The sequence below is a fragment of the Pseudomonas cichorii genome (assembly GCF_015471405.1).
In the GTDB taxonomy this organism is placed as follows: Bacteria; Pseudomonadota; Gammaproteobacteria; order Pseudomonadales; family Pseudomonadaceae; genus Aquipseudomonas; species Aquipseudomonas serbiensis.
Window position 1 is genome coordinate 81,681 of the sequence record NZ_BLVZ01000005.1, and the last position, 22,497, is coordinate 104,177.

Sequence of the window (22,497 nt, forward strand, 5' to 3'; positions counted from 1 at the left end):
GGAAAACAGCCATGCGCATCGCGCAGTATCAATGCCCTCCTCTGCCACTGGATATCGGTGCCAACCTGCTGCGACTGGAGCAGCAGGCCAAGGCTGCGGCAGAGCAAAAAGCCGACCTGCTGGTCTGTCCGGAGATGTTCCTGACCGGCTACAACATCGGCGCAGAAGCCGCTCGCAAGCTGGCACAGCCGGTCAATGGCCTTGCAGCCTCTCGGATTGCGGCTATTGCCCAAGAACACGGCATCGCGATTGTGTATGGCTATCCCGAACTGGGCAGTGACGGGCGCATTTACAATGCGGCGCAACTGATCGACAGCCACGGACAAAGCCTGACCAACTACCGCAAGACCCATCTGTACGGCGAGCTGGACAAGTCGATGTTCACGGCGGGCAGTGATGACTTCCTGGTGGTAGAGCTCGATGGCTGGCGTCTGGGGCTGCTGATCTGCTACGACGTGGAATTCCCCGAAAACACCCGGCGTCTGGCACTGGCCGGTGCCGAACTGATTGTGGTGCCTACGGCGAACATGGTTCCTTACGATTTCGTCTGTGACATTACCGTGCGTGCGCGAGCGTTCGAGAACCAATGTTATGTGGTGTATGCCAATTACTGTGGCAGCGAGGGCGATATTCACTACTGCGGGCAAAGCAGCCTTTGCGCACCGGATGGCAGCCGCCCGGCCTTGGCGGCGCAAAATGAGACGCTGATGGTTGTAGAGCTGGACAGGCCATTGATGGAAGGCTCGCGGGCGATCACTACCTATTTCACGGATCGGCGGCCGGAGTTGTACCGAGATCTGACCAAGACCTGAGTTTTCATGGCGTTGTTCGCGAATAAATTCGCTCCTGTAGCGGCCTGAGCGCAAAATCCCGAGCGCCTCCTGCTAACATGTGGCGCATCTCGACACTGCCGTGACGCCAGCCGATGCCCCATGCTTCCAGTTCTGCCTCGAGGTCTGAGTTGACCTCCAGCCTCACCCGCCTTCAGGAACACTTCTTCAAAGTCGTCGTGCCGCTCTGGCAAGGTCCTGGCTGGAACGCGCAACTGGCGTTGCCTTATGAAGCGCTCGATGCACAGCACCATCCTCTGCCGCCACAGCGCTACAGAGCCATGGCCTGCGCCCGGCAGTTGTTCCTGTTTTCCAGCCTGATCGGTCATCCGGAGTTTCCGGACGCCGCGACTCGCGCCGGCGCGCTGTTTCGCTCAATGCAGCAACACTTTCATGACGCCGAACACGGCGGCTGGTTTTACAGCATCGATCCACAAGGCCAACCGCTGGACCGCCGCAAGGATCTCTACACCCACGCCTTTATCATTTTTGCCTTCGCCCATTACTGGGCCAGGGTAAAAGAGCCTCTGGCCGAGTCGGCACTCAATGCCGCGCTCAATGTCGTCGCCGAGCGTTTCGACGATGGCGCAGGTCTTTACGAAGCGAGCCTGGACGAAGACTGGTCCACGCTGGGTAGCGGCCCTTTGCAGAACCCGTTGATGCATCTGGCGGAGGCGTTTCTGGCAACGCTGTCGGTACGCCCGGATCCCAGGACCCAATCGGCCTTGAATGGGCTGGTCACTCACATGCAGCGCCGTTTCATCGACCCGGCGACAAGTGTGATGCTGGAGAAACCGCTGGGGGCTGTGGATAACTGGTATGAACCGGGGCACCAGTTCGAGTGGTTTTTCTTGCTGCACACCTCTGCCGAACTGCGCAGCACTCCGTTGTATGCCTCGTTGAACCGGGCGTTCACTCTTGCAGAGACTCAGGGTGTCGATCAGCAAACCGGTGCTGTGACCGCGATGCTGACATGTGACGGTGTTGTACGTGATGGCACCCAGAGAATCTGGGCACAGGCCGAATACCTGCGGGCGCTGGCGTTGCGTCCTGACGGCCTGAGCCGCCTGAATGACCAACTGATAGCGCTGCAACAGCGATTCCTGCATGCCGGTGGCTGGCATGAATGCCTGGACACCGATGGCGAGGTCAGCCGCAGCGATATGCCGTCAACGACCCCCTACCATCTGGCAACCTGCTACATCGGCCTGGCTGAACACTTGTAGGAACGAATTCATTCGCGAGAGGGCCGTACATCCGAAAAGCATGTATCGACTTCAATGACGTCTCGCGGATAAATCCGCTCCTACGCAGCCGTGGGTAGGAGCGAATTCATTCGCGAAGAGGTTTCGCTCAGCCGCGGTTGCGGTCGATCGCGAAGCCGGCCCAGGTCTGGCTGACGGGCATCAGCTCAAGGCTGTTGATGTTGACGTGTGCCGGGGTGTTCATGATCCAGAAGATCGTCTCCGCAATATCCTGCGGCTGGATAGGCTCGGCACCGGCATAGGTCGCATCGTACTTGGCCTGATCACCACCGAAACGCACCAGCGAGAATTCGCTTTCACACAGGCCCGGCTCCAGGTTGGTCACACGCACGCCAGTGCCGATCAGGTCGTTGCGCAGGTTCAGCGAGAACTGGCCCACGAATGCCTTGGTGCCGCCATAGACGTTACCGCCCGGATACGGGTAGTTGCCCGCCACAGAGCCCAGGTTGACGATACTGGCACCACGACCGTGGCCGATCAGACGCGGCAGCAGCAGGCGCGTCGTGTAGACCAGACCTTTGACATTGGTGTCGATCATGGTGTCCCAGTCATCCAGATCACACTTGGGTGCCGGGTCGATCCCCAGCGCCAGGCCAGCGTTGTTGATAAGTCCACGAATGGTCGAGAACTCTTCCGGCAGATCGGCGATGGCGCTTTCCATGGCGGCGCGGTCACGCACATCGAGCGTCAGCGTGTGAACCCTGGTTTTCTTCGACAGTTCGGCGCTCAAGGCGTCCAGACGCTCCTGGCGGCGACCGGTCAGCACCAGCGACCAACCGGCCTCTGCAAAGCGACGGGCACAGGCTTCGCCAAACCCGGAAGTAGCGCCCGTGATGAATACGGTGGAAGTCATTTCGTTCTCCTGACATGGCGCAATAAAAGCGCAGCCTGTTAATAAGTTCACAGCAAGACCGGCAGGATGCCCGCCCGGAGCCATCTGGATCAAGCATGTGGACAAAGCTGCTCACAGAAAACCATAACTGTACAAAAAACGAACAACACCAGCGAAGCCACGTTCTACAAGGGCTACACGCGGTTTTGCCCACCTTATCCACAGTCAGGCCCACAATCTCTGGGGGCAAGTGTAAAACCCCGCATGGCTTGCATTTAAAGGGCTGTAGCCCATCGAGAGAAGTTTTCCCCTTGACTTTGTAACCAACACCCAGGCCCTGTAATAGCAGGTAAAACCCTGTGCTGCCCGCCAGCCCAATGAAGATGCCGCCTACCCGACTATTTCCAACGCTTGCCCACAGACTTATCCACAGGCTGCGCGCACAAACCAACTGTATGAACAAACAGGTATCTGGACGTTGACAAAAGCCTGTAAAGAACATCCAAAAACAGCTGATCAAAAAACAACCACCACGCTATAGCCCTTATATCTAAAGGCCTCCAGCCAAATACTCCCAAGTTATTAACAGCCAGTTCCACAGTAAACCTGAACAAGTCAAAACCGTGACAAAACAACCGTTTGCAGCGTCTTTATGTCGCGTTTCAAGGGCATGTCAAAATTGTTTTCCACAATCGGGAAAAAACAGCGCCCCGAGTGAAAAACACCCGGGGCGCGTGGATAAACGCTGTTTTTCTGACTGAATCAGTGCCCACCCAGATAAGCGTTCCTGACCTCTTCATTTACCAGCAATTCCTGGCCAGAGCCCGACAGACGGATCTCACCGTTGACCATCACGTACGCCCGGTCAGACAGCTTGAGTGCATGGTTGGCATTCTGCTCGACCAGGAAGATCGTCATCCCGGTGGCCGCCAGCTCGCGCAGGGTCGAGAAGATCTGCTTGACGATAATCGGCGCCAGACCAAGGCTCGGCTCATCGAGCAGCAGCAGTTTCGGACGACTCATCAGGGCGCGGGCGATGGCCAGCATCTGTTGTTCGCCACCGGACATGGTCATGGCGCGCTGGTTACGGCGCTCCTTGAGCCGCGGGAACAGATCGAACATGCGCTGCATGTCTTCAGCCGAATGCTTGTCACCGATGGGAATAGTGCCCATCAGCAGGTTTTCCTCGACTGACATGTCGGGGAAAACCCTGCGCCCCTCTGGCGATTGTGCGATGCCGTTGGAGGCAATGTAGTGCGACGACTTCTGCGTGATGTCGGTGCCCTGGTAGATGATCTGCCCACTGGCCGCACGCGGCTGGCCGAAGATCGACATCAGCAGTGTGGATTTGCCCGCACCGTTGGAGCCAATCAGGCTCACCGTTTCACCTTCATTGATATGCAGCGAGACCTTCTTGAGGGCCTGGATCGGCCCGTAATACACATCGATCTCTTTCATTTCGAGGATCGGTTTGCTCATACCAATTCCTCTTCATCAGCGCCCAGATACGCGGCGATCACTTTCGGATCGTTGCGGATCTGCTCCGGCCCGCCTGCGGCAATCACGTTGCCGTGGTCGAGCACCACAATATCGTCGGAAATGTTCATGACCATGCCCATGTCGTGCTCGATCAGCACGATGGTCATGTCGTGTTCGTCCCTCAACAGGCGGATCATGCCGCTCAGGGCTTCGGTTTCCTGCGGGTTGAGACCTGCGGCCGGCTCATCGAGGCAGATCACCTGAGGCCGTGTACACATGGCCCGGGCGATCTCCAGACGGCGTTGCTGACCGTAGGACAATTCACCCGCAAGGCGGTTGGCGCAGTCCACCAGGTCCACCACTTCCAGCCAGTAGAACGCCGTATTGAGTGCATCCTCCTCAGCCTTGCGATAACCCCTGGTATTGAGAATGCCGCTGATCAGGCTGCGATTGACCCACATGTGCTGAGCCACCAGCAGGTTTTCCACCACCGACATTTCCTTGAACAGCCGAATGTTCTGGAAGGTGCGCGCCAGTCCGGCCCGGTTGACCAGGTGGGTGCCGCCGAACATCTTGTAGTACACGCGGCTGAAAAAGCTTTTGGGGGATACGAAGTCTGTTGCGGCAAACGACTCACCCAGCAGCTTGATCACATTGGTGGTCTTGCCACGGGTATGCAGCTCGATACGTCCACCCGTGGCCTTGTAGAAACCGGTCAGGCAGTTGAAGACCGTGGTCTTGCCCGCGCCGTTTGGGCCGATCAGGGCAAAGATCGAGTTGCGACGAACTTGCAGGCTGACATCGCTCAACGCCTTGATGCCGCCAAAATGCATCATCAGATGCTCGACCGAGAGAATGACTTCATTGCTCATGACGCCACTCCTTCTTTAACCAGTGAGCCTTTGCGCGGGACCACGCCGGTACGGCTGATACGAATCAGGCCGCGTGGCCGCCAGATCATCATCAATACCATCAGGATTCCGAACAGCAGTACCCGGTACTCGGAGAAACTGCGCAGCAGTTCGGGCGCAACCGTCAGCACGAAAGCCGCGATCACGACCCCCACCGTCGAGCCCATGCCACCCAGAACCACAATCGCCAGGATCAGTGCCGACTCGAAGAAGGTAAAGGAAGTCGGGTTGACGAAGCCCTGATAGCTGGCGAAAAACACACCGGCCAGACCGGCCGTCGAAGCCCCGATGGTGAACGCCGACAGCTTGACGAGCACATGATTGAGCCCCATCGAACGACAGGCGATCTCGTCTTCACGAAGCGCTTCCCAGGCACGGCCGATGGGCATGCGAGTCAGGCGATGCTTGATGAACAGCACGGCCAGCACCACGATGAACAGCACGGTGTAGATGAACAGGAATTTCAGATCCGGGTTGTAATCGAAGCCGAAATATTCGTGAATCGGAATGCCGCCCTCTTTGGCGCGACGCCCGAACTCCAGGCCAAAGAAAGTTGGCGAAGGCACGGGAACACCATTCGGGCCGCCGGTGAAGGACAGCCAGTTGTTGAGCACCAGACGAATGATTTCACCGAACCCAAGGGTCACGATGGCCAGATAGTCACCGTGCATGCGCAATACCGGAAAACCCAGAATGCACCCGGCCAGCGCGGCAGCAATCGCCGCCAGAGGCAGCGCCGACCAGAAGCCCAGGCCCAGATACTGATAACCCAGCGCCAGACCGTAGGCACCGATGGCATAGAACGCCACATAACCCAGGTCGAGCAACCCGGCCAGACCGACCACGATATTCAGGCCCAGCCCGAGCAGAACGTAGATCAGCCCGAGGATAACCACGGTCAGCAGGTACTTGTTGGCAAAGATCGGGAACACGATGGCAATCACGATCAACAGCGGAATGATCCAGTAGAGGCTCGATTTGTGATCGGGCTTGAGCACATGCACACCCGAAGCGGAACTCTCGAAACTCTGGCCAATGCGGATGCCCTTGGGCGTTTGCAGGAACAGGCTCATGAGGAAACGCCCCGCCATGACCACCGCCACCAGCAGGGCGACACGGGTCGGTTGCAGGTTGAAGCTGTAGCCGTCGAGCACAATGCCGACAATCGGGCCAAAGACGATCAGCGCCAGCAAGCCGGCAACCACGGCGTCGATCAGGCTTTTCTTGATATCGATAGGTTTAGCGATAGGAGCAGACATACTTATACCTTCGCCACGAGTGGGCGACCCAGCAGGCCTTGGGGACGGAAAATCAGGATCAGTACCAACAGGCCGAAACTGAACACGTCTTTGTAATCGGAATTGATCAAGCCGGAGAACTGCGACTCGGCAACCCCCAGGATCAAACCACCCAGCATCGCGCCCGGCAGCGAACCGATCCCGCCCAGTACCGCAGCAGTGAACGCCTTGATACCGATGACAAAGCCTGCATAGAAATCGAATGTGCCGTAGTTCATCGTGATCAGCACACCCGCCAGCGCAGCCATTGCAGCACCGATGATGAACACGTAGGAAATGACCCGGTCAGTGTTGATCCCCAGAATCGACGCCATCTTGCGATCCTGTTGCGTGGCGCGGCACATGCGACCGAGCTTGGTGTACTTGATGATGTACGTCAGCAACGCCATGCCGGCAAAAGCGGCGATGAGGATGAAGATCTTGGTGTAGGTGATCTGCACGAAGCCGGTACCGACTTCAAAGCGCCAGGCACCTTCGAGAAGCGTTGGAACGCCCTGCTGCCGTGCGCCCTGACTGATCTGCGCGTAGTTCTGCAGGATCAGGGAAATGCCGATGGCGCTGATCAGCGGTGCCAGCCGGGTCGAGTTGCGCAGCGGCTTGTAAGCCACCCGCTCAATGACGAAGCCGTAGACACCTGTCACCACGACAGTGAAGATCAGCGTCCCGAGAATCAGGAATGGAAACGACTCCAGACCGAAGAAAGACAGAACCGCCAGGCCGATTGCGGCCAGGTAGGCGGAGATCATGTAAACGTCGCCATGGGCGAAGTTGATCATGCCGATAATGCCGTAGACCATCGTGTAGCCGATGGCAATGAGGCCGTAGACAGACCCGAGAGTCAGTCCGTTGACCATTTGCTGCAGGAAAATACCGTCCATCACGCACGCTCACAAACTTGAAGGCCGCTCAGGGTCCTGCTCGCCATACCCTCATCAGGCATAACGAGCAGGCCGTACGGCTACAGAAGAGTCCAGGCCCGCTGAGGTGTGAGCCCGTTACCATGCCAGGCCGCCTCAAGAGGCAGGCCTGACGATGCGTCTATTTCACTTCTGTTTTTCGAGCTGTTTGTATTTGCCAGTGGCATCCCACTGATAAACCACATAGTCGGAGACTTTCAGGTCGCCTTTGGCATCCCAGGTTTTCTCGCCCATGACAGTCTTGACCGGGTTGGCTTTCAGCCATACAGCCGCAGCATCGCCCTTGTTGGATTTGGCACCGTTGAAGCCGGCAGCCAGCGCCTGTACGGAAGCGTAGGCATACAGGGTGTAGCCTTCAGGCTCGTAGCCGGACTTGCGGAACTCATCGACCACCGCCTTGCTTTCCGGCAGCAGGCGCGGGTCGGCACCGAAGGTCATGTACACGCCATCCACGTACTGTGGGCCGCCTGCGGTCGTCACCAGTTCATCAGTCACGACGCCATCATCGGACATGAACTTGACGTCCTTGAGGCCCTGCTCGCGCAGTTGACGAACCAGCGGGCCGGCTTCCGGGTGCAGACCACCGAAGTAGACGACATCGGCACCCACCGAACGGATCTTGGTAACCAGAGCACTGAAGTCTTTCTCGCCACGGGTCAGGCCTTCGTAGAGGACCTCTTTCACGCCGCGTTTGGCCAACTGGGCACGGGTCGCATCGGCCAACCCCTGACCGTAGGTGTCCTTGTCGTGGATAACAGCGATCTTCTTGCCTTTGAGCACATCGACGATGTAATCGCCGGCGACCACGCCTTGCTGATCGTCACGACCGCACATGCGGAACATTTCTCCCAGACCGCGCTCGGTAACCGTCGGGTTGGTGGAGCCCGGGGTGATGGCAATCACACCTGCCTCACTGTAAACCTCAGAAGCCGGAATGGTGGAAGAAGAACAGAAGTGCCCCACGACGCCGACAACCTTGTCCTGATCGACCAGACGGTTGGCGACAGCCACAGCCTGCTTCGGCTCGCAGGCATCATCGCCACGAACCAGAACAATTTTCTCGCCATTGACCCCACCTGCCGCGTTGATTGCATCCGCTGCCGCCTGAGCGCCCTTCATATACTGCTCGCCAAACGATGCGTTGGCGCCAGTCATGGGGCCTGCGACGCCAATCTTCACGTCGGCTTGAGCAAACGAAGACACGCCCAATGCAGTTGCCACTGCGATTGCCAGAAAACCTTTCCTGTAAAACGTATGCGACATGAGTGGTGCTCCTGAGATTTTTTAATTAGCACTGCAACTACAAGAGTTGCTTAGAGCAAGGGGCGTGCCATCACTTTTCATTCGGGAACACGTGATGCTCAGGGAGGCGCACCACCAGTCGCCAGCCCTTGCAAAAAGGCCGTGCAACCGTCTACCGCGCGAAAGGTGCAACCAGACACAAAACAGGCGCAACCTTAAAAATCAGAAACAGCAACCGACACACTCCCCAACGTGCAACCCGGCTGTAACCGGGCACGTCACCGAAGTGCACACCCCCGGTGCGCATGCGCTACGAGACGCACCATTTGAGGTTAGTGGAAGCACAGGAAAACGCTGTCGATGATGAGCAAACTCAGCCCGCAAGGCCCGGCCTGTGCAATGCCGGTCTGGCGATGCGCATCCACGGGTCTGTTACTGGTGCAGGTTCAAACGGACGTAACAGATGAACGGGCATCTACTAATAACCGGCTTGGGACCAGCGATCAAACGACCATTCGGCCAAACGTCATTCCATTTATTCCTGATGCCTGAAACACGCCGCCCCAAGGATTTTCTGCATTGAATGCGGGAACCGTTGGATCATCCGGCAAGTTAAGGGTGACAATGCGAACCCGGCAGGCCGCGAGCACTCAGAACACGAAGTTCGCGAGCCAAACGTTATCGGCTGCTCTGGAGACCCGAATCAATGAGTGGGAGCGCCTTCTCGAATCGCATCGTGCAAAATCTGCTCGATACCGATTTTTACAAGCTCACCATGATGCAGGCGGTTCTGCATAACTATCCCAACACCGATGTGGAATGGGAGTTCCGCTGCCGTAACGGCGAAGACCTGCGGCCCTATCTGGCCGAGATCAGGCATCAGATCGAGTTGCTTTGCGAGTTGTCGCTGAGCAACGAGCACCTGGCATTCCTGGAGCGCATCACCTTTCTGAAACCGGACTTTCTCAGGTTCCTGGGGCTGTTCCGCTTCAATACCCGCTATGTGAAAACCAGCATCGAAAACGATGAGCTGTGCATTCGCCTGAACGGTCCGTGGCTGCATGTAATCCTGTTTGAAGTCCCCTTGCTGGCCATCGTCAGCGAAGTTCGTAACCGCCATCGTTACCCGGACATCATGCTCAGCCAGGCTCGGGAACGTCTCTACGACAAGTTCGAGTGGCTGACCAGCAACGCCAGCCCGGACGAGCTGGCAGAGCTGAAAGTCGCCGACTTCGGCACCCGCCGTCGCTTTTCCTACGGCGTACAGGAAGCGATCCTGCAAGTGCTCAAGCGTGACTTCCCCGGCCAGTTTGTCGGTACCAGTAATGTGCATCTGGCCCGCGAGCTTGATCTGAAGCCGCTGGGCACCATGGCTCACGAATGGATCATGGCGCACCAGCAACTCGGCCCGCGCCTGATCGACAGCCAGATCGCAGCGCTGGACTGCTGGGTTCGAGAGTATCGCGGGCTACTGGGTATCGCCCTGACCGACTGCATCACCACCGATGCCTTCCTGAGCGACTTCGATCTGTATTTCGCCAAGCTGTTCGATGGCTTGCGCCATGACTCGGGAGATCCGGTGAAGTGGGCTGAAAAATGCATCACGCACTATCAGAGGCTGGGCATTGATCCAACGAGCAAGACCCTGGTCTTCTCCGACGGCCTGAGCCTGCCCAAGGCGCTGGAAATCTTTCGGGCCTTGCGTGGCCGCATCAATGTCAGCTTTGGCATAGGCACTAACCTGACAGCCGATATTCCAGGCATAGCGCCGATGAACATGGTGCTGAAAATGACCGCATGCGCCGGGCAACCCGTGGCAAAGATTTCCGATGAGCCAGGCAAGGCGCAATGCAAGGACCCGAACTTCGTCTCGTACCTGCGACACGTGTTCAAGGTGCCCGCTTTGACTGCCCCTGAAAAACCCGTTTGAATTGTCCCCACTTACAAGGAGTGACTCATGCACGCCGTACAACTGCAGATTGCTGAACAGCTCAATGTCCAACCGCCCTTCGCCGACCACAACGCTCTGCAGGCCGAAGTGGCCCGTCGCGTGGACTTCATCAAGGAGTGCCTGCTCAATGCACGGCTCAAGACGCTGGTACTGGGGATCAGCGGCGGCGTCGACTCACTGACCGCAGGCCTGCTGTGTCAGCGCGCTGTAAAGGAACTGCGCAGCAGCACAGGCGACGACGGCTATCGCTTCGTCGCCGTACGCCTGCCGTATGTGGTGCAACACGACGAACACGAAGCCCAGGCGTCGGTGGACTTCATCGAGCCAGACGAACGTCATACCGTGAATATCGGCGAAAGCGTCAAGGCTCTGGCCGCTGAAGTAAAAGCCTTCGACGGCAAGGCGGCCAGCACTGTGGACTTCGTGCTCGGCAACACCAAGGCGCGCATCCGCATGGTGGCGCAATACACCATCGCCGGTGCTTATCAAGGGCTGGTAGTGGGGACCGATCATGCGGCAGAAGCAGTCATTTCCTCCCCCCTACACTAACCTGCACACCTCCTCCCCCAATCCCCGCCCCAAGGGCTTTCCTTCGTCAAATCTCCACAGCCATAATGCACATCATCAGTAGGTGAACGATCGCATAGGGCAGTTTTTGATGAAGGTGGTAACCGCTAGAGAAAGACCCATCGATCTGAGCAATTCTGTTCTCGCCACAGGGGAATACAGAGAGCAGTTCATGGCTCAACCTGAGGGCAAGCAACCGATTGTCCAGGTGAATGGCTGTGGCCTCGTAGATGAGGATGAACGCCTGCAACCCCTGGTATCCACCTACCTATCCCTGAATCTCCGCAAGAAGAGTCTCGCTTTCGCCTCGGTCAAATCCTATGCCAGCCGGTTGGCCCTCCTACTTCAAGACCTCAAAACCAATGTTGAGTTTGAAGGCTGCTATCGCGACGACGCATTTCTGAGTGTGGCCATTGGACGGCTGGAGAACTACCTGGCGAACCTAGCCGCAAATGGCTTAGCACCCAAGACGATTCAGACCCGTGACGCTGCGCATCTCCATTTCTTCAGCAAATTCCTCTGCAGGTCTTTTGATGGACAACCGGCACTCAGGGAGGACAATCCCTATGAAGACGGTATGCTCTGGACGGGGAAGGCCAACACCTTGGGTATCGTTCAGCCCAGTAGTCTCACCGAGCTTGAGCAGTTGATCCTGCACGCCCATTCCGAACGCGAACGATGCCTTATTCAAGCGGTATACGACTCAGGGACGCGAGTCTCGGAAGTCCCTCGCATCACGCTCCAGGCGGTGAGAGACGCCCTCGACTTCCACAAGCTCCGATTCGTGGCGGCCTCAGGAGACTATCCACTCCAACCAGACTATTGCCCGCTCCACATCGCCGGTAGCAAGGGCAGACGTGACCAGATCAAGCCTCGCATCACCTTAGTCAGCCGGACGGTTCTTGAGCGTATCGATGCCTATCACCGAACGCCGTTGTACCGAAGACTCGCTAAGAAGTACGAGAGCCCTGAGACCACTCCCGCATTTTTTAATGCTCAAGGAACACCGCATACCACCAAGAGCGTGGAGAAGTTATTTGAAAGGACGAGCAAGCGAGCCCTGAAGGCCGGGAAAATCAGGCGAGCCATTTCTCCTCACAAGCTACGCCATGGCGGTGCGTACGCCATCCTGGGGAGCCCTGACCTGGGGCAAAGCTACCTTGATCGCTTGGTCACTCTCACGAAGTCGTACGGGCACAACAGCGAAACAACCTCTGAGGGCTACACGCTGATTCCTTTTGACATCTTTCAAAAGCTCAGAGAGCCAAACGCCGTGGTGAAAACTAAAGCTGGTGAAATGCACACACTCCGGGAACGGACAACCAAGCGCATCCGGACTGGAGATGAGAAGTGATAAATGTAGATCTCCCCTCCTCCGTTGAGCACCCGCTTGACCAGCCTGATGACATTCGAGCCTCTGTATGCACAGAGCCTGACCATGAAACCAAAGCCAAAGCCAACGATGCCATGGCCGATGCCGCAACAGAAAACGACCTCAAGAAGCGCAGAACGGCTGATATCAATGAGGCCATCGAAGCATGGGCAGACAACATTAAATCAAGCCGGCAGAACCTGCTCACGGTTCAACTTTCGCAGAATGGTGAGCCGAGCGTGTCTCCCACCTTCCTGGAGAAGGCGCTAGGCACTACCCAGAATACCCAGACGTCCAGGGCCCACATCTTCGAGTCAATCGTTGAGCGAATGATTGAGGAACAGATCGTGGTTCCAGGCCAAAACTCGATCTCAAACGAGTGGCGTCGCAAGCTACTTTGCTGGTACGAGTCAATTCCCGAAGAGGAAAAGAAAGACATCCCGATCGTGAAAAACAGCATTTCGGTCACACGATGCTTGAACAAAGTCGAAGGCATGGGAAACCTGAAATGGGCACGGCGCGAGCTTCCTCTGGTCAACCAGACCTTCAACGAGATCGAGGAAGACCTCAAAGCTCGTGGCGTCATTGCATCCGACTACAAGCCGACGAAAGACCGGAAGCTTGAGCAGGCCCAGAAACGCAGCGAGTCCCCCAAGCTTGATACCTGGGAGCAAGTCATCTCCTCGCTGAGGGCTATCCCTCTCTCAAAAATTGAACAGCTGGTTAACAACGACCCTGATCGACCATTCAAAAAATTACTGCATATGTTTGCGGCGGCATCCATGAAGGCCGCTTCAGTATCAGGGCAGAAAAATTATGGCGAGGCGTTTCGGTTTGTCTCCGAGCACCTGAAGGAGGTCGGCTTCAAGGGACAGGAGGATCCGAGAGAGTACATCACCCCCAACTATCTTCCTCGCTTTCGAAGCTACCTGGCCGAGCAATTGACCATTGGCTCGATCTCAAGCTACACCGCAGATGGTTTGTTGTCGATGACGCGCCAGATGCTCAAGCGCGCTCTCAAGATCCAAGGTATCGGCTTTACCAGCTTCGTTGACATCCAGGGTTTTGACAAAGTTAGGCAGACAGATGAGTACCGGCCATACGTAGCCGCCGACCGAGAGAAAATCAAAAGCGCCTGCGAGCTTGAGATCCAAGAAACCAACGCATTGGCCCAAGACTATGTGTACTCCCATGGCGGCTGCGACCCGATAGACGCCAAGGGCTACGTTCGAAATGGGTTTGCCAGCTTGGAAAATGCCCGCTGGATCTTTGAGAACAAGCTGAACTGCCAACGTATCAGCCGCGCGTTTCATGACCCGAACAACCGGTATGAAAAAGGCTTCTGCCAGATTGTGGACTACGCGGAGCAGGGGATCGTTGAGATCTACAAAAGCTGGGGAGTGATTTACGAGGTCACATCAAGGCTGCTCGCCCCCTACATTATTCGACTTGCCCAAGTGACAGGTCTGAACGCCGACTCCCTGGTCACGTTGGATCTGGACGATTTCGTTGAGTGCCATGAGCTGTCGAGGCGACCGTGCCTTCGGTACTGGAAGGAGCGAAGCGGAGGGCAGAAATTCTACCACCTCGATTTGATGCACGCGGATATCTCCTGGCTCAGCTTTTCGCAAAGCTTCCAAGTCAAAAAAGTTTTTGATGACGTGATCCATCTGACTCGCCACATTCGAGCGCGTGCCGAAGGCCCGGCCAAAAATCGCCTGTTCATTTACGAATCACGCAAGCAAAGCGAGTTCAGAACGGTCAAGACCTTCGAAGGCTGGACAATGATCAATACGGTCATGCAACAGTTCTCAAAAGACCATTTGCTGAAGACCGATGCCGACGCCCCCCTGCCGATTTCTGCCTCGCGGCTGAGACCCAGCCTGGTGGCTGAGCTCATCGACAATGGCGTATCTGTTCGAGAGATCCAGGTCATCTTGGGCCACAAGAGGATTTCGACGACATTGAAGTACCTCGACAAGCTGGAATTCAGCAAAACCGCACGGCATGTGGTTGAAGAAGCACTTAAGAAAATTCACAAGGAGCTTGTTCTTGATGCGGCCAGCGGGGTAGCAGAGAGCACGCAGAATGCCGCTGGCGCCCCATCCGCTCTCCCAGATGGCCTTGACCCCTCGGCGATCATCATCAGAACCGGGCTCGTTGAATGCCGCAACGTGTACGACCCACCGGAAGAAATCAGGAGCCTCAGTGGTTACAAGGAAGGCAATCCCTGCTCCCTGTTGAACAAATGCCTGTCGTGCCGTAACTGCATCATCACCGTGTCCAACCTCCCGGATCTGTTTGCCATGCGCAGGGATTACCAGACGATGATGGATACCAGCCCCATCTCACAAACGCCGTATGGGCACATCATTCGCGAAAACCTGGAAACTCTGGACAGCATTCTCACCCCGTCGATCAATGGGTTTGAAGCCGAGCAACTTGACGAAGCTGAGCGGCTTTCTGAAAACATCATCACCAGCAGCTTGATCGAGGGTATGACGCTATGATGCCGACCTTGGATGGTCTCCTGTCTCAGTTGAAACCCGCCCGGGAGGGGTTGCTTCGACTTCTGAGCGATGGCGATCTGATTGGTACCGACAAGGCGCCGATCGGCCTTACCCCTATGGCCCTCCTTCAAGGAATCATGAGCCTCCCCGTCAGCAAGCTCAGCCTCCTGATGCATCAGGTCTGGGATTTCAATGAGGAGCCGGGCATCAGGGCCAGAGACATTCAAGGTGCCAAATCACGAATCGATTTCGGCAATTACCCTAACCTGAATCAAACTATCTTGTTTGAACTCAAGATTGCCATGTTGTGTGTGTTGCAAATTCCTGGCGCCATGCGTATCAGTGACATCCCCATTATTTACAAGCCGCACACCGTACTGGATATTTTCAAATCAACTATCCCACTCATCGACAACATGTGCGCTCGAAAACGTGCTCGACTGGGGAATGAATACTTCGAACTTACTTACTACAGCCTGGCTGACTTCGGCGAGGCAGACTATCATTTCGAAGCCGCTCAATTCGAGAGGGCCTTTCGCCGAGTTACCAATCAAGGGTTCACTTTTCTTAGATCCGTTTTTTTACTTGAGAACCTTTTCGCCAAATCATTGCCCTTCGTCGATCTGGAGTCATTGGAGTGGCAGAAAAATAGCATTACCAACAAAAAGGTTCGACAGAAAGAAAAATTCTTTACTAACAGGATTTTTGAAAAGAGCGCTCGGTACGGGTCGTATGCCGTGGTTGACTTCCTCAAGGCTCTTCACGAACCAGTAGAGGATCAATATGCGCTAGAGCGAGCCGAGGCCGATGGTTATAAAGCTGCGGAAAATGTCATGCTTACACAAAGAAGCTATGACATCTACGTTGCCATCCGCCTCACCTCGCGGGGGTATAAAGCATGTGATGTAGAGCCTCATCTTTACAAACCTGATCCAGCCTACCATTCGCCTCAAATTATGGGCATGCTTAAGGATAAAGAAGCTATCTGCAAGCTGACCAAGACAAAGTTGAACGAAGAGTTTTATCAATACATCACTCACATCAACAATAGCGCGACTTACATCGTTGGTCAGTACACAGGCATGAGGCCATCCGAGCTGTGCGGGATCATGGCGGATGGCTGCCTAACGATCGACGAATTCGGCCATCATCTGATCCTCAGCACGGTCATCAAAAATCGCGGCGTTTACGGCAAGTTGTTTGATGACAAATGGGCTGCAATCCCGATCGTTCTGGATGCTGTTCGAACTTTGGTAATTTTGAATCGATTCAAACGCAATCCCTATCTTATTTCAAACATGAACACCGTTGCGCCTGGCGCAGAGTCGTCCGCCAACTCCTTAAGCAGCAAAGGTCAAACCCATCTGCTACGTAGCTTTCTTGCTGAGATTCTTACTCCGGAAGAATTAGAACCCCTGGAAGTCTCCACGTACACGCTTCGCCATACCCTCGCTAATCAAATGAATCGCGCGGCGGTTGGATTACCATTCATTTCATATCAACTGAAGCATTTTGGCAACATCGTGGGGAGTATCGGCCAGCATAGGGCAAGTGCGACCACCATCGACTACGGTGGCATTGCTGAGACCTTAACATCGGGGGGTGGCGCGGACGGTGATCGGGCTCGAAAATCCGCGAACTTGGAGTTCGTGGTCAATACATATGACCCTGATGGCAACTACGTAGGGGACAACGCGCAGGCACATCGCCAGCGACTGAAAGCCTATTTCCAGGGTTACTTGGAGCAGGGATACACGAAGGAGGAAATTTTTGACCGGATGGTCGAGCTGGATTTCGCGATTATCAATGTTGGTCAGGGCTACTGCTATGGTCAAGCGACTGAGGCTTCGGACTCCTCACTGCCCTGCATCGGCTCGCTGCGCTGCAATCCAAATCGCTGCAAAAATGCAGTGGTGACCAAAGCCAATGCACCTAAATGGAGGGAGATCGTTATCCAAAATACTATTGCGTTGAAAAAACTGGGAGCGCCCCCCGATGGGACGCAATCGGAGGGGGCTGTTGACCATCAGTTCGCCAAGTCCGTTGCCCAGATGCAGCTTGCCATTTCGGAGGCGCAAGCCGTGCTGAAGGGGTTGGGTGAGGAGGTTTTGGCATGACCTCTGCCCCTTATGACCAGAAAAACGCGGAAGATGCAGAAGCTAACACGCGGCTACTGAGCGAAGCCATCAAGAGGATCGAGAGAGATCCTTCCTTGCCAGCCAGCATCTCAGCTCTTTCCAAAATGGTGGGGATGCACCGTAACTCAATTAGCAGACGAGTCTGGCCAGCCGAGAAGCTTCAAGCCATCAAAGAGAAACGTGAGCAGCAGGAAAAAGAGCAGGCGCTAAACAAAAAATTATCACTGTCACCGGAGCAGCTCCTGGAGCAGAGTCGGTTGGAGGTCATTTACTGGTTCAACGAATTGCTGGATGCCAGGGCGTCTATCGCTGCGCTGACGAAGACAAACGGCGAAACGGAGTCCAGCCGTAGTTTCTACGTGAACCAGTCACGCGATCGGTTGGAAACCATCAATAAGTTGCGATCCGAAAATATGAAGCTGCAGGACGCAGTAGCTGTGCTCGAAGAAGAGCTCAGCGTGTACAGGGCCAATGCAAGTGGCCCATGACGACTTGGAACCAGTTGGATGATGGTCGCTAGCGAGTTCAATTATCATGGGCATGGCGGAGGTTGGGCGGAGGTAACGGTAATCGTCAACGAGGCGCGATTTTTTGCGGAGGAAAAACTTGATGCACTGTCCGGTATTAGTTGGCCACTACATAAATTTCTTAAACCAGCGACCGTAAGCGCTTTGGCAAAAATTCACGGTCGCGGCGTCTACATGGATCAGTCATTCATCCCAGCTTGGCTCTCCAAGCATTAAAACTCCGTCGATATCCCTCACCGCGCCACAGGCAAGCAATAATGGCACTAGCCGCTCCTGCAGTTCAGGGTTTACGAACTCCATTATAGTTTGTATTGGAACAATCCCTACAGTGTTGAGCTCGCTTTTAGTGTAGGACAACCAAGCACTACTCAACGCTCGTAAGACGTCACTCGCGGAAGTAATAGCGAAACGACGATTGACCATCCCAGATTCAAAAATAAATGTATGCTGGTAACTGTAACCGCATTCGCTCCAATTATTCCCCTTGCAGCGATTGCAAGTACACGGCCCATCGCCGAACGCCCTATCAATGAGATCATTAAACAACATTATAGACTTCAGTGACAGGCGAGGATCTACATCCAGACTAATTCCGGATTTGTTTTTATGATCTAATAGTTTTTGATCCGAGCTTCGACCAGGCTTAGACTTCAAAATCGACTGGCGCTCATAAGAAGTATACTGCGGAACCTCTGACCACGATATCATATCATCTGAGAACATCAACCTTCCCATTTTTAGCAGAAAAGAAGGATCAAGCTGCTCGCGTACAATATCGCAAAACAAATTTGCCGATTTAACAAACTCCTTTATACTCGCAACAAATTTTTTTGCCCATTCAACATGTTCGCGATTGTCTTGAGCATAATTAGGGTTAGGATACTGTCGCTTGTAGGCATGAAAGCCACTATAAGTTTTCCTGTTTGGCTCGTACTCTGCTTTCTGCATCAGAAGATCAACAGCATAGTTCGCCTTGTTAATCATATTTGATGCCGACACCTCTACATCTAGAAAATCACCTTTCGGAAAAATCCAACTTGGCAGTTTGGCCCTGGCGAATCTGGCACCGTCAACAAATCCTTCATGAAGAGCGGGAATATGTTCCCCGCAAGCTTCTTCAATCCAACTGTACCATTTATATATCTGGAGGTCTGCCGCTATATCATTTACGATCATGCTTACATGCCCGGCCGCACTATGCTGAACTTTTCGAGCAATCGAAGTTGCCGCCTCATACTCCCCGGATTTAGCGGCACGATCGAAAACAGCGAGCAGGGCATTCACTGATGTTTTATCAAACACATTTGCTTCAGGAACAATTACTTTCCAATGCTTCTTTGTTCGCTCGACATTGTCAGGGCGAATATCTATCCACCTGAGCTTTTCGTTACTTGGTGTATAAATAACTAACAACACAGGTAACGAGTGAGCCAGCCAGTAATCTAAGTGCTTATTTTCCCCATAAAAAACCATCCCTTCCTTTGTGTTACTGAGATAGCTGTCACCTGATTTTACTTGAACCGCTATTAGCTTGCCCTGAACTTTATTGTCAACAACAAGCTCAATCTGACCATCTATTCCTACATCCGCAATAGGCTGCTCTCTAAAAATCCATTCGAATTCGCGAGATATGACCAGCCCCAGCGCATATACGCCTATCCTTTCCAAAGACTTAAAGTCCATTTATTCTCGCTCGTAGTGGCATAGTGACTTACCTTGAAATCTATCACTGCCTAATGTCTGTTACAATTCTTTAGCCACCCGATTTTGCTCGACTCCTCAATGCTGCGTAATTACTTGATCGAGAAGCCAATTTTTCGCTTCACCGCGCTGCTTGATGGCCAACCTTCGCCGCTTCAACTCACAGCCCCCTCCCGGCGCAAACGTGGTCGGTGATCAGCTGCCTCAAGGCCCGCACTACCCTGCTCACGGCCTTGAGGCGAGTTTGACCGATGTTGAAATCCAGCTCCCGAACGAATGAGACGTTTTCTCCGCTGGCCCTCACTTCGGTGTTCCTTGAGCCTTTGGCCGCCGAGTGACTGCTTCCCTTTCACCAATGACTGCTTCGATTGCTAAGCACAAGTAATCGGACGCACGCTTTTGGTCGGTAATCGCCTTCCGCTAAGCGCAGCAATGGGTCGATTCCTGCCGGCTGAGGCGTACCGGTGCTCTGGTCAAATCCAATGCAAATGGCTGGTCAAGGCGAATGAAACAGGTGGTCAAGTGGGATGCAAACGCTTGGTCAAGTCAGGTGCAATTTTGCAAATCAGAGAAATCTGCTCAGCGGAACTCCGTGCCCCTAAAGCCCCAGATCCCCTCCAAAGCTTGAGTCGCGCATCGCACCTGAGGCCTGCCCATCCCGGATCAATGCCAGCTGCAGATGCCGCAGGATATGCCAGTGCAGCTGTTCTCGAATCTGGAGACACCCCGGTGCGGGATAGAATTTCTCGACTGAACTGACCTCAAGCGCCTGGATCAATCCAAGATATGCTGATCGACCCACGGCACCCTCATAGATACGAACGAGGTCACCCAGGCCTGGCCTACGCCTGTAGGTCAGAAGCGCTGAATGGATCATCTCTGCGAAGCCAAGCCCGAACACCGAAGCGGCCCGCGCTATAATTTCGTTCTTCAGAACATCGCTCATGAAACGTAGTACTCACCAATCTGGGCCGCTAGTGCGGGTACACATTCCTGGCGCTCCCTTTTTTAGGAATCGACATGCTGATCCAGCTCGATCTGAATGTGAATGACGCCGAGGCGCTTTTACGCTATTGCGCTGGCTACGAGCCAGACACAGGGGATTTTCGAGAAAATGCTCGGATTCGGGAAGCACTAGAAACGCTTGCGGTAGCTCTCGAAGACGCGATGTCCTCAGCCCATGGAAGCGGCGAATCGCCCGAAACGATTGATCCGCAGCTGTTTGACGCAGCCCTAGGGTTGTTTGGCGACAAAGCGAAAGCCATGAGCTGGTTGTGCACCCCTGTCCGAGCGCTGGGCCAGAAAAGCCCGAAAGATGTACCTGTGGCCGACGCCCCTTTTGTCGCTTTATGGACAGATTGTCCAACGGCGCCCCACGAAACGCTCAAGCAAATCCCTCTGATTGTGTCTGGAGGAACCATGGGAACTTGATGAGAGCCTGGCTAAAAAAATAGGTACTCGCTCATGAATGGAACCTGAATTCGTCGTCCCGCCCCCATGAGCACGTAGACCGTATTTTGAGTGATGAAGTAGCCAGGGGCCTCATAGTCCACGAGGAAGGAAGTGCGTACACCACGCCCAAGTCTAAAACGATCCTGACTATCATGCAGGATCGTAATCGCGACCACCACATGGGGGGATAGTCCTTGACTGGCTAATCCTCCAGCCACCGTTAATTGAGCCGCGAACTCAATCCACACCCAGTCACGCACCACGCAAAAACTTCGATTGAGATACCGGGCCTGGACGCGGTCAATGGCTTCATCCAGGCTGGCATTCATACCGTTCATAGCCATGCTTGGTGCTGCAGACCAGTCAAATCTCATTCTGCTTTTCCCTCGTTCTCCGACGGCAAATACCTACCGGTATGGGTCAAGGACAGGATCTGAAAATGCTCCCCCTCCTCGGAGTCTTCCAACAACAGCATCATGTAGCTCACGACTGCATAGCGCTGGTTATCGATCGTCGTTATCAGGTGGTAACCATGCTGCTCCTGCACCTGGACGACCTCGCCCGTGGTGAGAGTGTCACCATTCCCGTGCTTGCCAGATGCATCAAAAAAGATTGCGGCTCGATAGCCTGATTTACAAACTCGTGCATCCAGCAAGTAGCCGTCTACGTGCTCATCGAACGTGACCATCACCGCAGCCAGCAGCGCAGGTGGGAAATACACAGCACCTGCTGTGTCGTGAATTTGATTTGTCATAGCTCCACTACTAACTCGGGGTTGAACGAGAGATCCTCTTGTGGATACCCCCTTGGGTTCGATACAAAACGCACACCACGTAGAGTCTCGTCGATGGGCCAGTGCGTATGCCCGAACACCCAAAGGTCAATTTTCAAGTCGAGAAACTCTTCCCACTGGTTTCCATAGCTCGCGCTCAAATGTGGATGCTTATCGTAGTGCGGAACGAATTTCATCAACGGTGGATGGTGGGTAACCACAACGGTCTTGCCCGGATGCGGTTTGGAAATCTCTTCATGCAACCACTGCCGGGATTCTTGGGCCTGCCTGCGAATGAATGTTGGCGTGATCCTGCTGTACTGTGGTTCCAGCCGAATTTGCCTGTAATCGTTCATCATCTGCCTGGCATCTAACATCGCCAGAACTGAATTTCCCGTAGACTCGAAATCCGACCAGCACACACAGCCAACGAATCTCACCCCCTCCACTACCACGCTTTGTCGTTCCAGAAAGTGAACGTGGGGTTTGGCGTTCGACTCCAAGCGCGCAAACGCCTTGTGCCAGGCGGCCCCATACAACTCATGGTTTCCACCCACCATCACTACTGGCTTATGAAAATTGTCGCTCGCCCAACCGGTGCTCCGCCCCTTGCTATGCACGTCGCCAGCGAGCACCACAACATCGTACAGACCAGGATCCGGAAGCTGCAGCGACCGAAACTCCAAGTGGAGATCGGACATGACTAGCAAACGCATCGTCGATTTACCTATAT

General features: G+C 54.7%; 19 protein-coding genes and 1 pseudogene. 9 read left to right on the plus strand and 11 right to left on the minus strand.

What is annotated here, in order from left to right:
* Positions 1-11 precede the first annotated feature (11 nt).
* A complete protein-coding gene (locus JL015_RS08540) occupies positions 12-812 on the plus strand; it encodes a carbon-nitrogen hydrolase family protein (protein WP_201018154.1) in 801 nt (266 codons plus the stop codon).
* 113 nt (positions 813-925) lie between these two features.
* The gene (locus tag JL015_RS08545; RefSeq protein WP_201018155.1) at positions 926-2,056 is read left to right on the plus strand and encodes an AGE family epimerase/isomerase; all 1,131 of its coding nucleotides are present in this window, start codon (positions 926-928) and stop codon (positions 2,054-2,056) included.
* A 127-nt stretch (positions 2,057-2,183) separates the two neighbouring features.
* Here the strand turns inward: JL015_RS08545 and JL015_RS08550 are convergent, their stop codons facing one another.
* From JL015_RS08550 to JL015_RS08575, 6 genes are all read right to left on the minus strand, one after another.
* Positions 2,184-2,948: an SDR family oxidoreductase gene (locus tag JL015_RS08550; protein ID WP_201001789.1), complete on the minus strand. Its 765-nt coding sequence runs from the start codon at positions 2,946-2,948 to the stop codon at positions 2,184-2,186.
* Positions 2,949-3,689: 741 nt separating this feature from the next.
* Positions 3,690-4,406 (minus strand): ABC transporter ATP-binding protein, encoded by a 717-nt coding sequence (locus tag JL015_RS08555; protein WP_201018156.1) that lies wholly within the window; start codon positions 4,404-4,406, stop codon positions 3,690-3,692.
* A complete protein-coding gene (locus JL015_RS08560) occupies positions 4,403-5,278 on the minus strand; it encodes an ABC transporter ATP-binding protein (protein ID WP_201018157.1) in 876 nt (291 codons plus the stop codon). Before JL015_RS08560 ends, JL015_RS08555 begins: the two co-directional genes overlap by 4 nt.
* Entirely contained in the window at positions 5,275-6,576 is a 1,302-nt protein-coding gene (livM, locus tag JL015_RS08565) for a high-affinity branched-chain amino acid ABC transporter permease LivM (protein WP_201018158.1), read from the minus strand. Before livM ends, JL015_RS08560 begins: the two co-directional genes overlap by 4 nt.
* A 2-nt stretch (positions 6,577-6,578) precedes the next feature.
* Positions 6,579-7,493: an ABC transporter permease subunit gene (locus JL015_RS08570; protein ID WP_025258316.1), complete on the minus strand. Its 915-nt coding sequence runs from the start codon at positions 7,491-7,493 to the stop codon at positions 6,579-6,581.
* A gap of 165 nt (positions 7,494-7,658) precedes the next feature.
* A complete protein-coding gene (locus JL015_RS08575) occupies positions 7,659-8,795 on the minus strand; it encodes an ABC transporter substrate-binding protein (protein ID WP_201018159.1) in 1,137 nt (378 codons plus the stop codon).
* 685 nt (positions 8,796-9,480) lie between these two features.
* On the opposite strand from JL015_RS08575, the gene pncB reads away from it, so the two are divergent.
* The 6 genes and pseudogenes from pncB (at position 9,481) to JL015_RS08605 (ending at position 17,800) form a co-directional block, all read left to right on the plus strand.
* A complete protein-coding gene (pncB, locus tag JL015_RS08580) occupies positions 9,481-10,704 on the plus strand; it encodes a nicotinate phosphoribosyltransferase (RefSeq protein WP_201001783.1) in 1,224 nt (407 codons plus the stop codon).
* A 27-nt stretch (positions 10,705-10,731) separates the two neighbouring features.
* Positions 10,732-11,256 (plus strand): annotated as a pseudogene (nadE, locus tag JL015_RS08585) (NAD(+) synthase); the annotation flags it as partial.
* A 208-nt stretch (positions 11,257-11,464) separates the two neighbouring features.
* Positions 11,465-12,646: a tyrosine-type recombinase/integrase gene (locus JL015_RS08590; RefSeq protein WP_236250184.1), complete on the plus strand. Its 1,182-nt coding sequence runs from the start codon at positions 11,465-11,467 to the stop codon at positions 12,644-12,646.
* Positions 12,643-15,174 carry a tyrosine-type recombinase/integrase gene (locus JL015_RS08595; RefSeq protein WP_236250185.1) on the plus strand — a complete coding sequence of 844 codons (2,532 nt, stop codon included), beginning with the start codon at positions 12,643-12,645 and terminating at the stop codon, positions 15,172-15,174. The genes JL015_RS08590 and JL015_RS08595 overlap by 4 nt, the downstream gene beginning before the upstream one ends.
* Positions 15,171-17,291 (plus strand): site-specific integrase, encoded by a 2,121-nt coding sequence (locus JL015_RS08600; RefSeq protein ID WP_236250186.1) that lies wholly within the window; start codon positions 15,171-15,173, stop codon positions 17,289-17,291. The genes JL015_RS08595 and JL015_RS08600 overlap by 4 nt, the downstream gene beginning before the upstream one ends.
* A complete protein-coding gene (locus JL015_RS08605) occupies positions 17,288-17,800 on the plus strand; it encodes a hypothetical protein (RefSeq protein ID WP_201018161.1) in 513 nt (170 codons plus the stop codon). The genes JL015_RS08600 and JL015_RS08605 overlap by 4 nt, the downstream gene beginning before the upstream one ends.
* Before the next feature lie 222 nt (positions 17,801-18,022).
* Here JL015_RS08605 and JL015_RS27950 read toward each other — a convergent pair whose 3' ends face one another.
* Positions 18,023-19,522, minus strand: coding sequence for a DUF4365 domain-containing protein (locus tag JL015_RS27950; protein ID WP_201018162.1), 1,500 nt, complete (start codon positions 19,520-19,522; stop codon positions 18,023-18,025).
* Positions 19,523-20,138: 616 nt separating this feature from the next.
* Positions 20,139-20,486 (minus strand): hypothetical protein, encoded by a 348-nt coding sequence (locus tag JL015_RS08615; protein ID WP_201018163.1) that lies wholly within the window; start codon positions 20,484-20,486, stop codon positions 20,139-20,141.
* Between the two features lie 74 nt (positions 20,487-20,560).
* Between JL015_RS08615 and JL015_RS08620 the strand changes: the two genes are divergently transcribed.
* Positions 20,561-20,971 carry an MbcA/ParS/Xre antitoxin family protein gene (locus tag JL015_RS08620; protein ID WP_201018164.1) on the plus strand — a complete coding sequence of 137 codons (411 nt, stop codon included), beginning with the start codon at positions 20,561-20,563 and terminating at the stop codon, positions 20,969-20,971.
* Between the two features lie 11 nt (positions 20,972-20,982).
* Here the strand turns inward: JL015_RS08620 and JL015_RS08625 are convergent, their stop codons facing one another.
* The 3 genes from JL015_RS08625 to JL015_RS08635 are packed head-to-tail and all read right to left on the minus strand — an operon-like array spanning position 20,983 to position 22,480.
* Positions 20,983-21,366: a DUF6957 family protein gene (locus JL015_RS08625; RefSeq protein WP_201018165.1), complete on the minus strand. Its 384-nt coding sequence runs from the start codon at positions 21,364-21,366 to the stop codon at positions 20,983-20,985.
* Positions 21,363-21,746, minus strand: a complete 384-nt coding sequence (locus JL015_RS08630; protein ID WP_201018166.1) for a hypothetical protein — start codon at positions 21,744-21,746, stop codon at positions 21,363-21,365. Before JL015_RS08630 ends, JL015_RS08625 begins: the two co-directional genes overlap by 4 nt.
* The gene (locus tag JL015_RS08635; RefSeq protein ID WP_236250187.1) at positions 21,743-22,480 is read right to left on the minus strand and encodes a metallophosphoesterase; all 738 of its coding nucleotides are present in this window, start codon (positions 22,478-22,480) and stop codon (positions 21,743-21,745) included. Before JL015_RS08635 ends, JL015_RS08630 begins: the two co-directional genes overlap by 4 nt.
* Between the last annotated feature and the right edge of the window lie 17 nt (positions 22,481-22,497).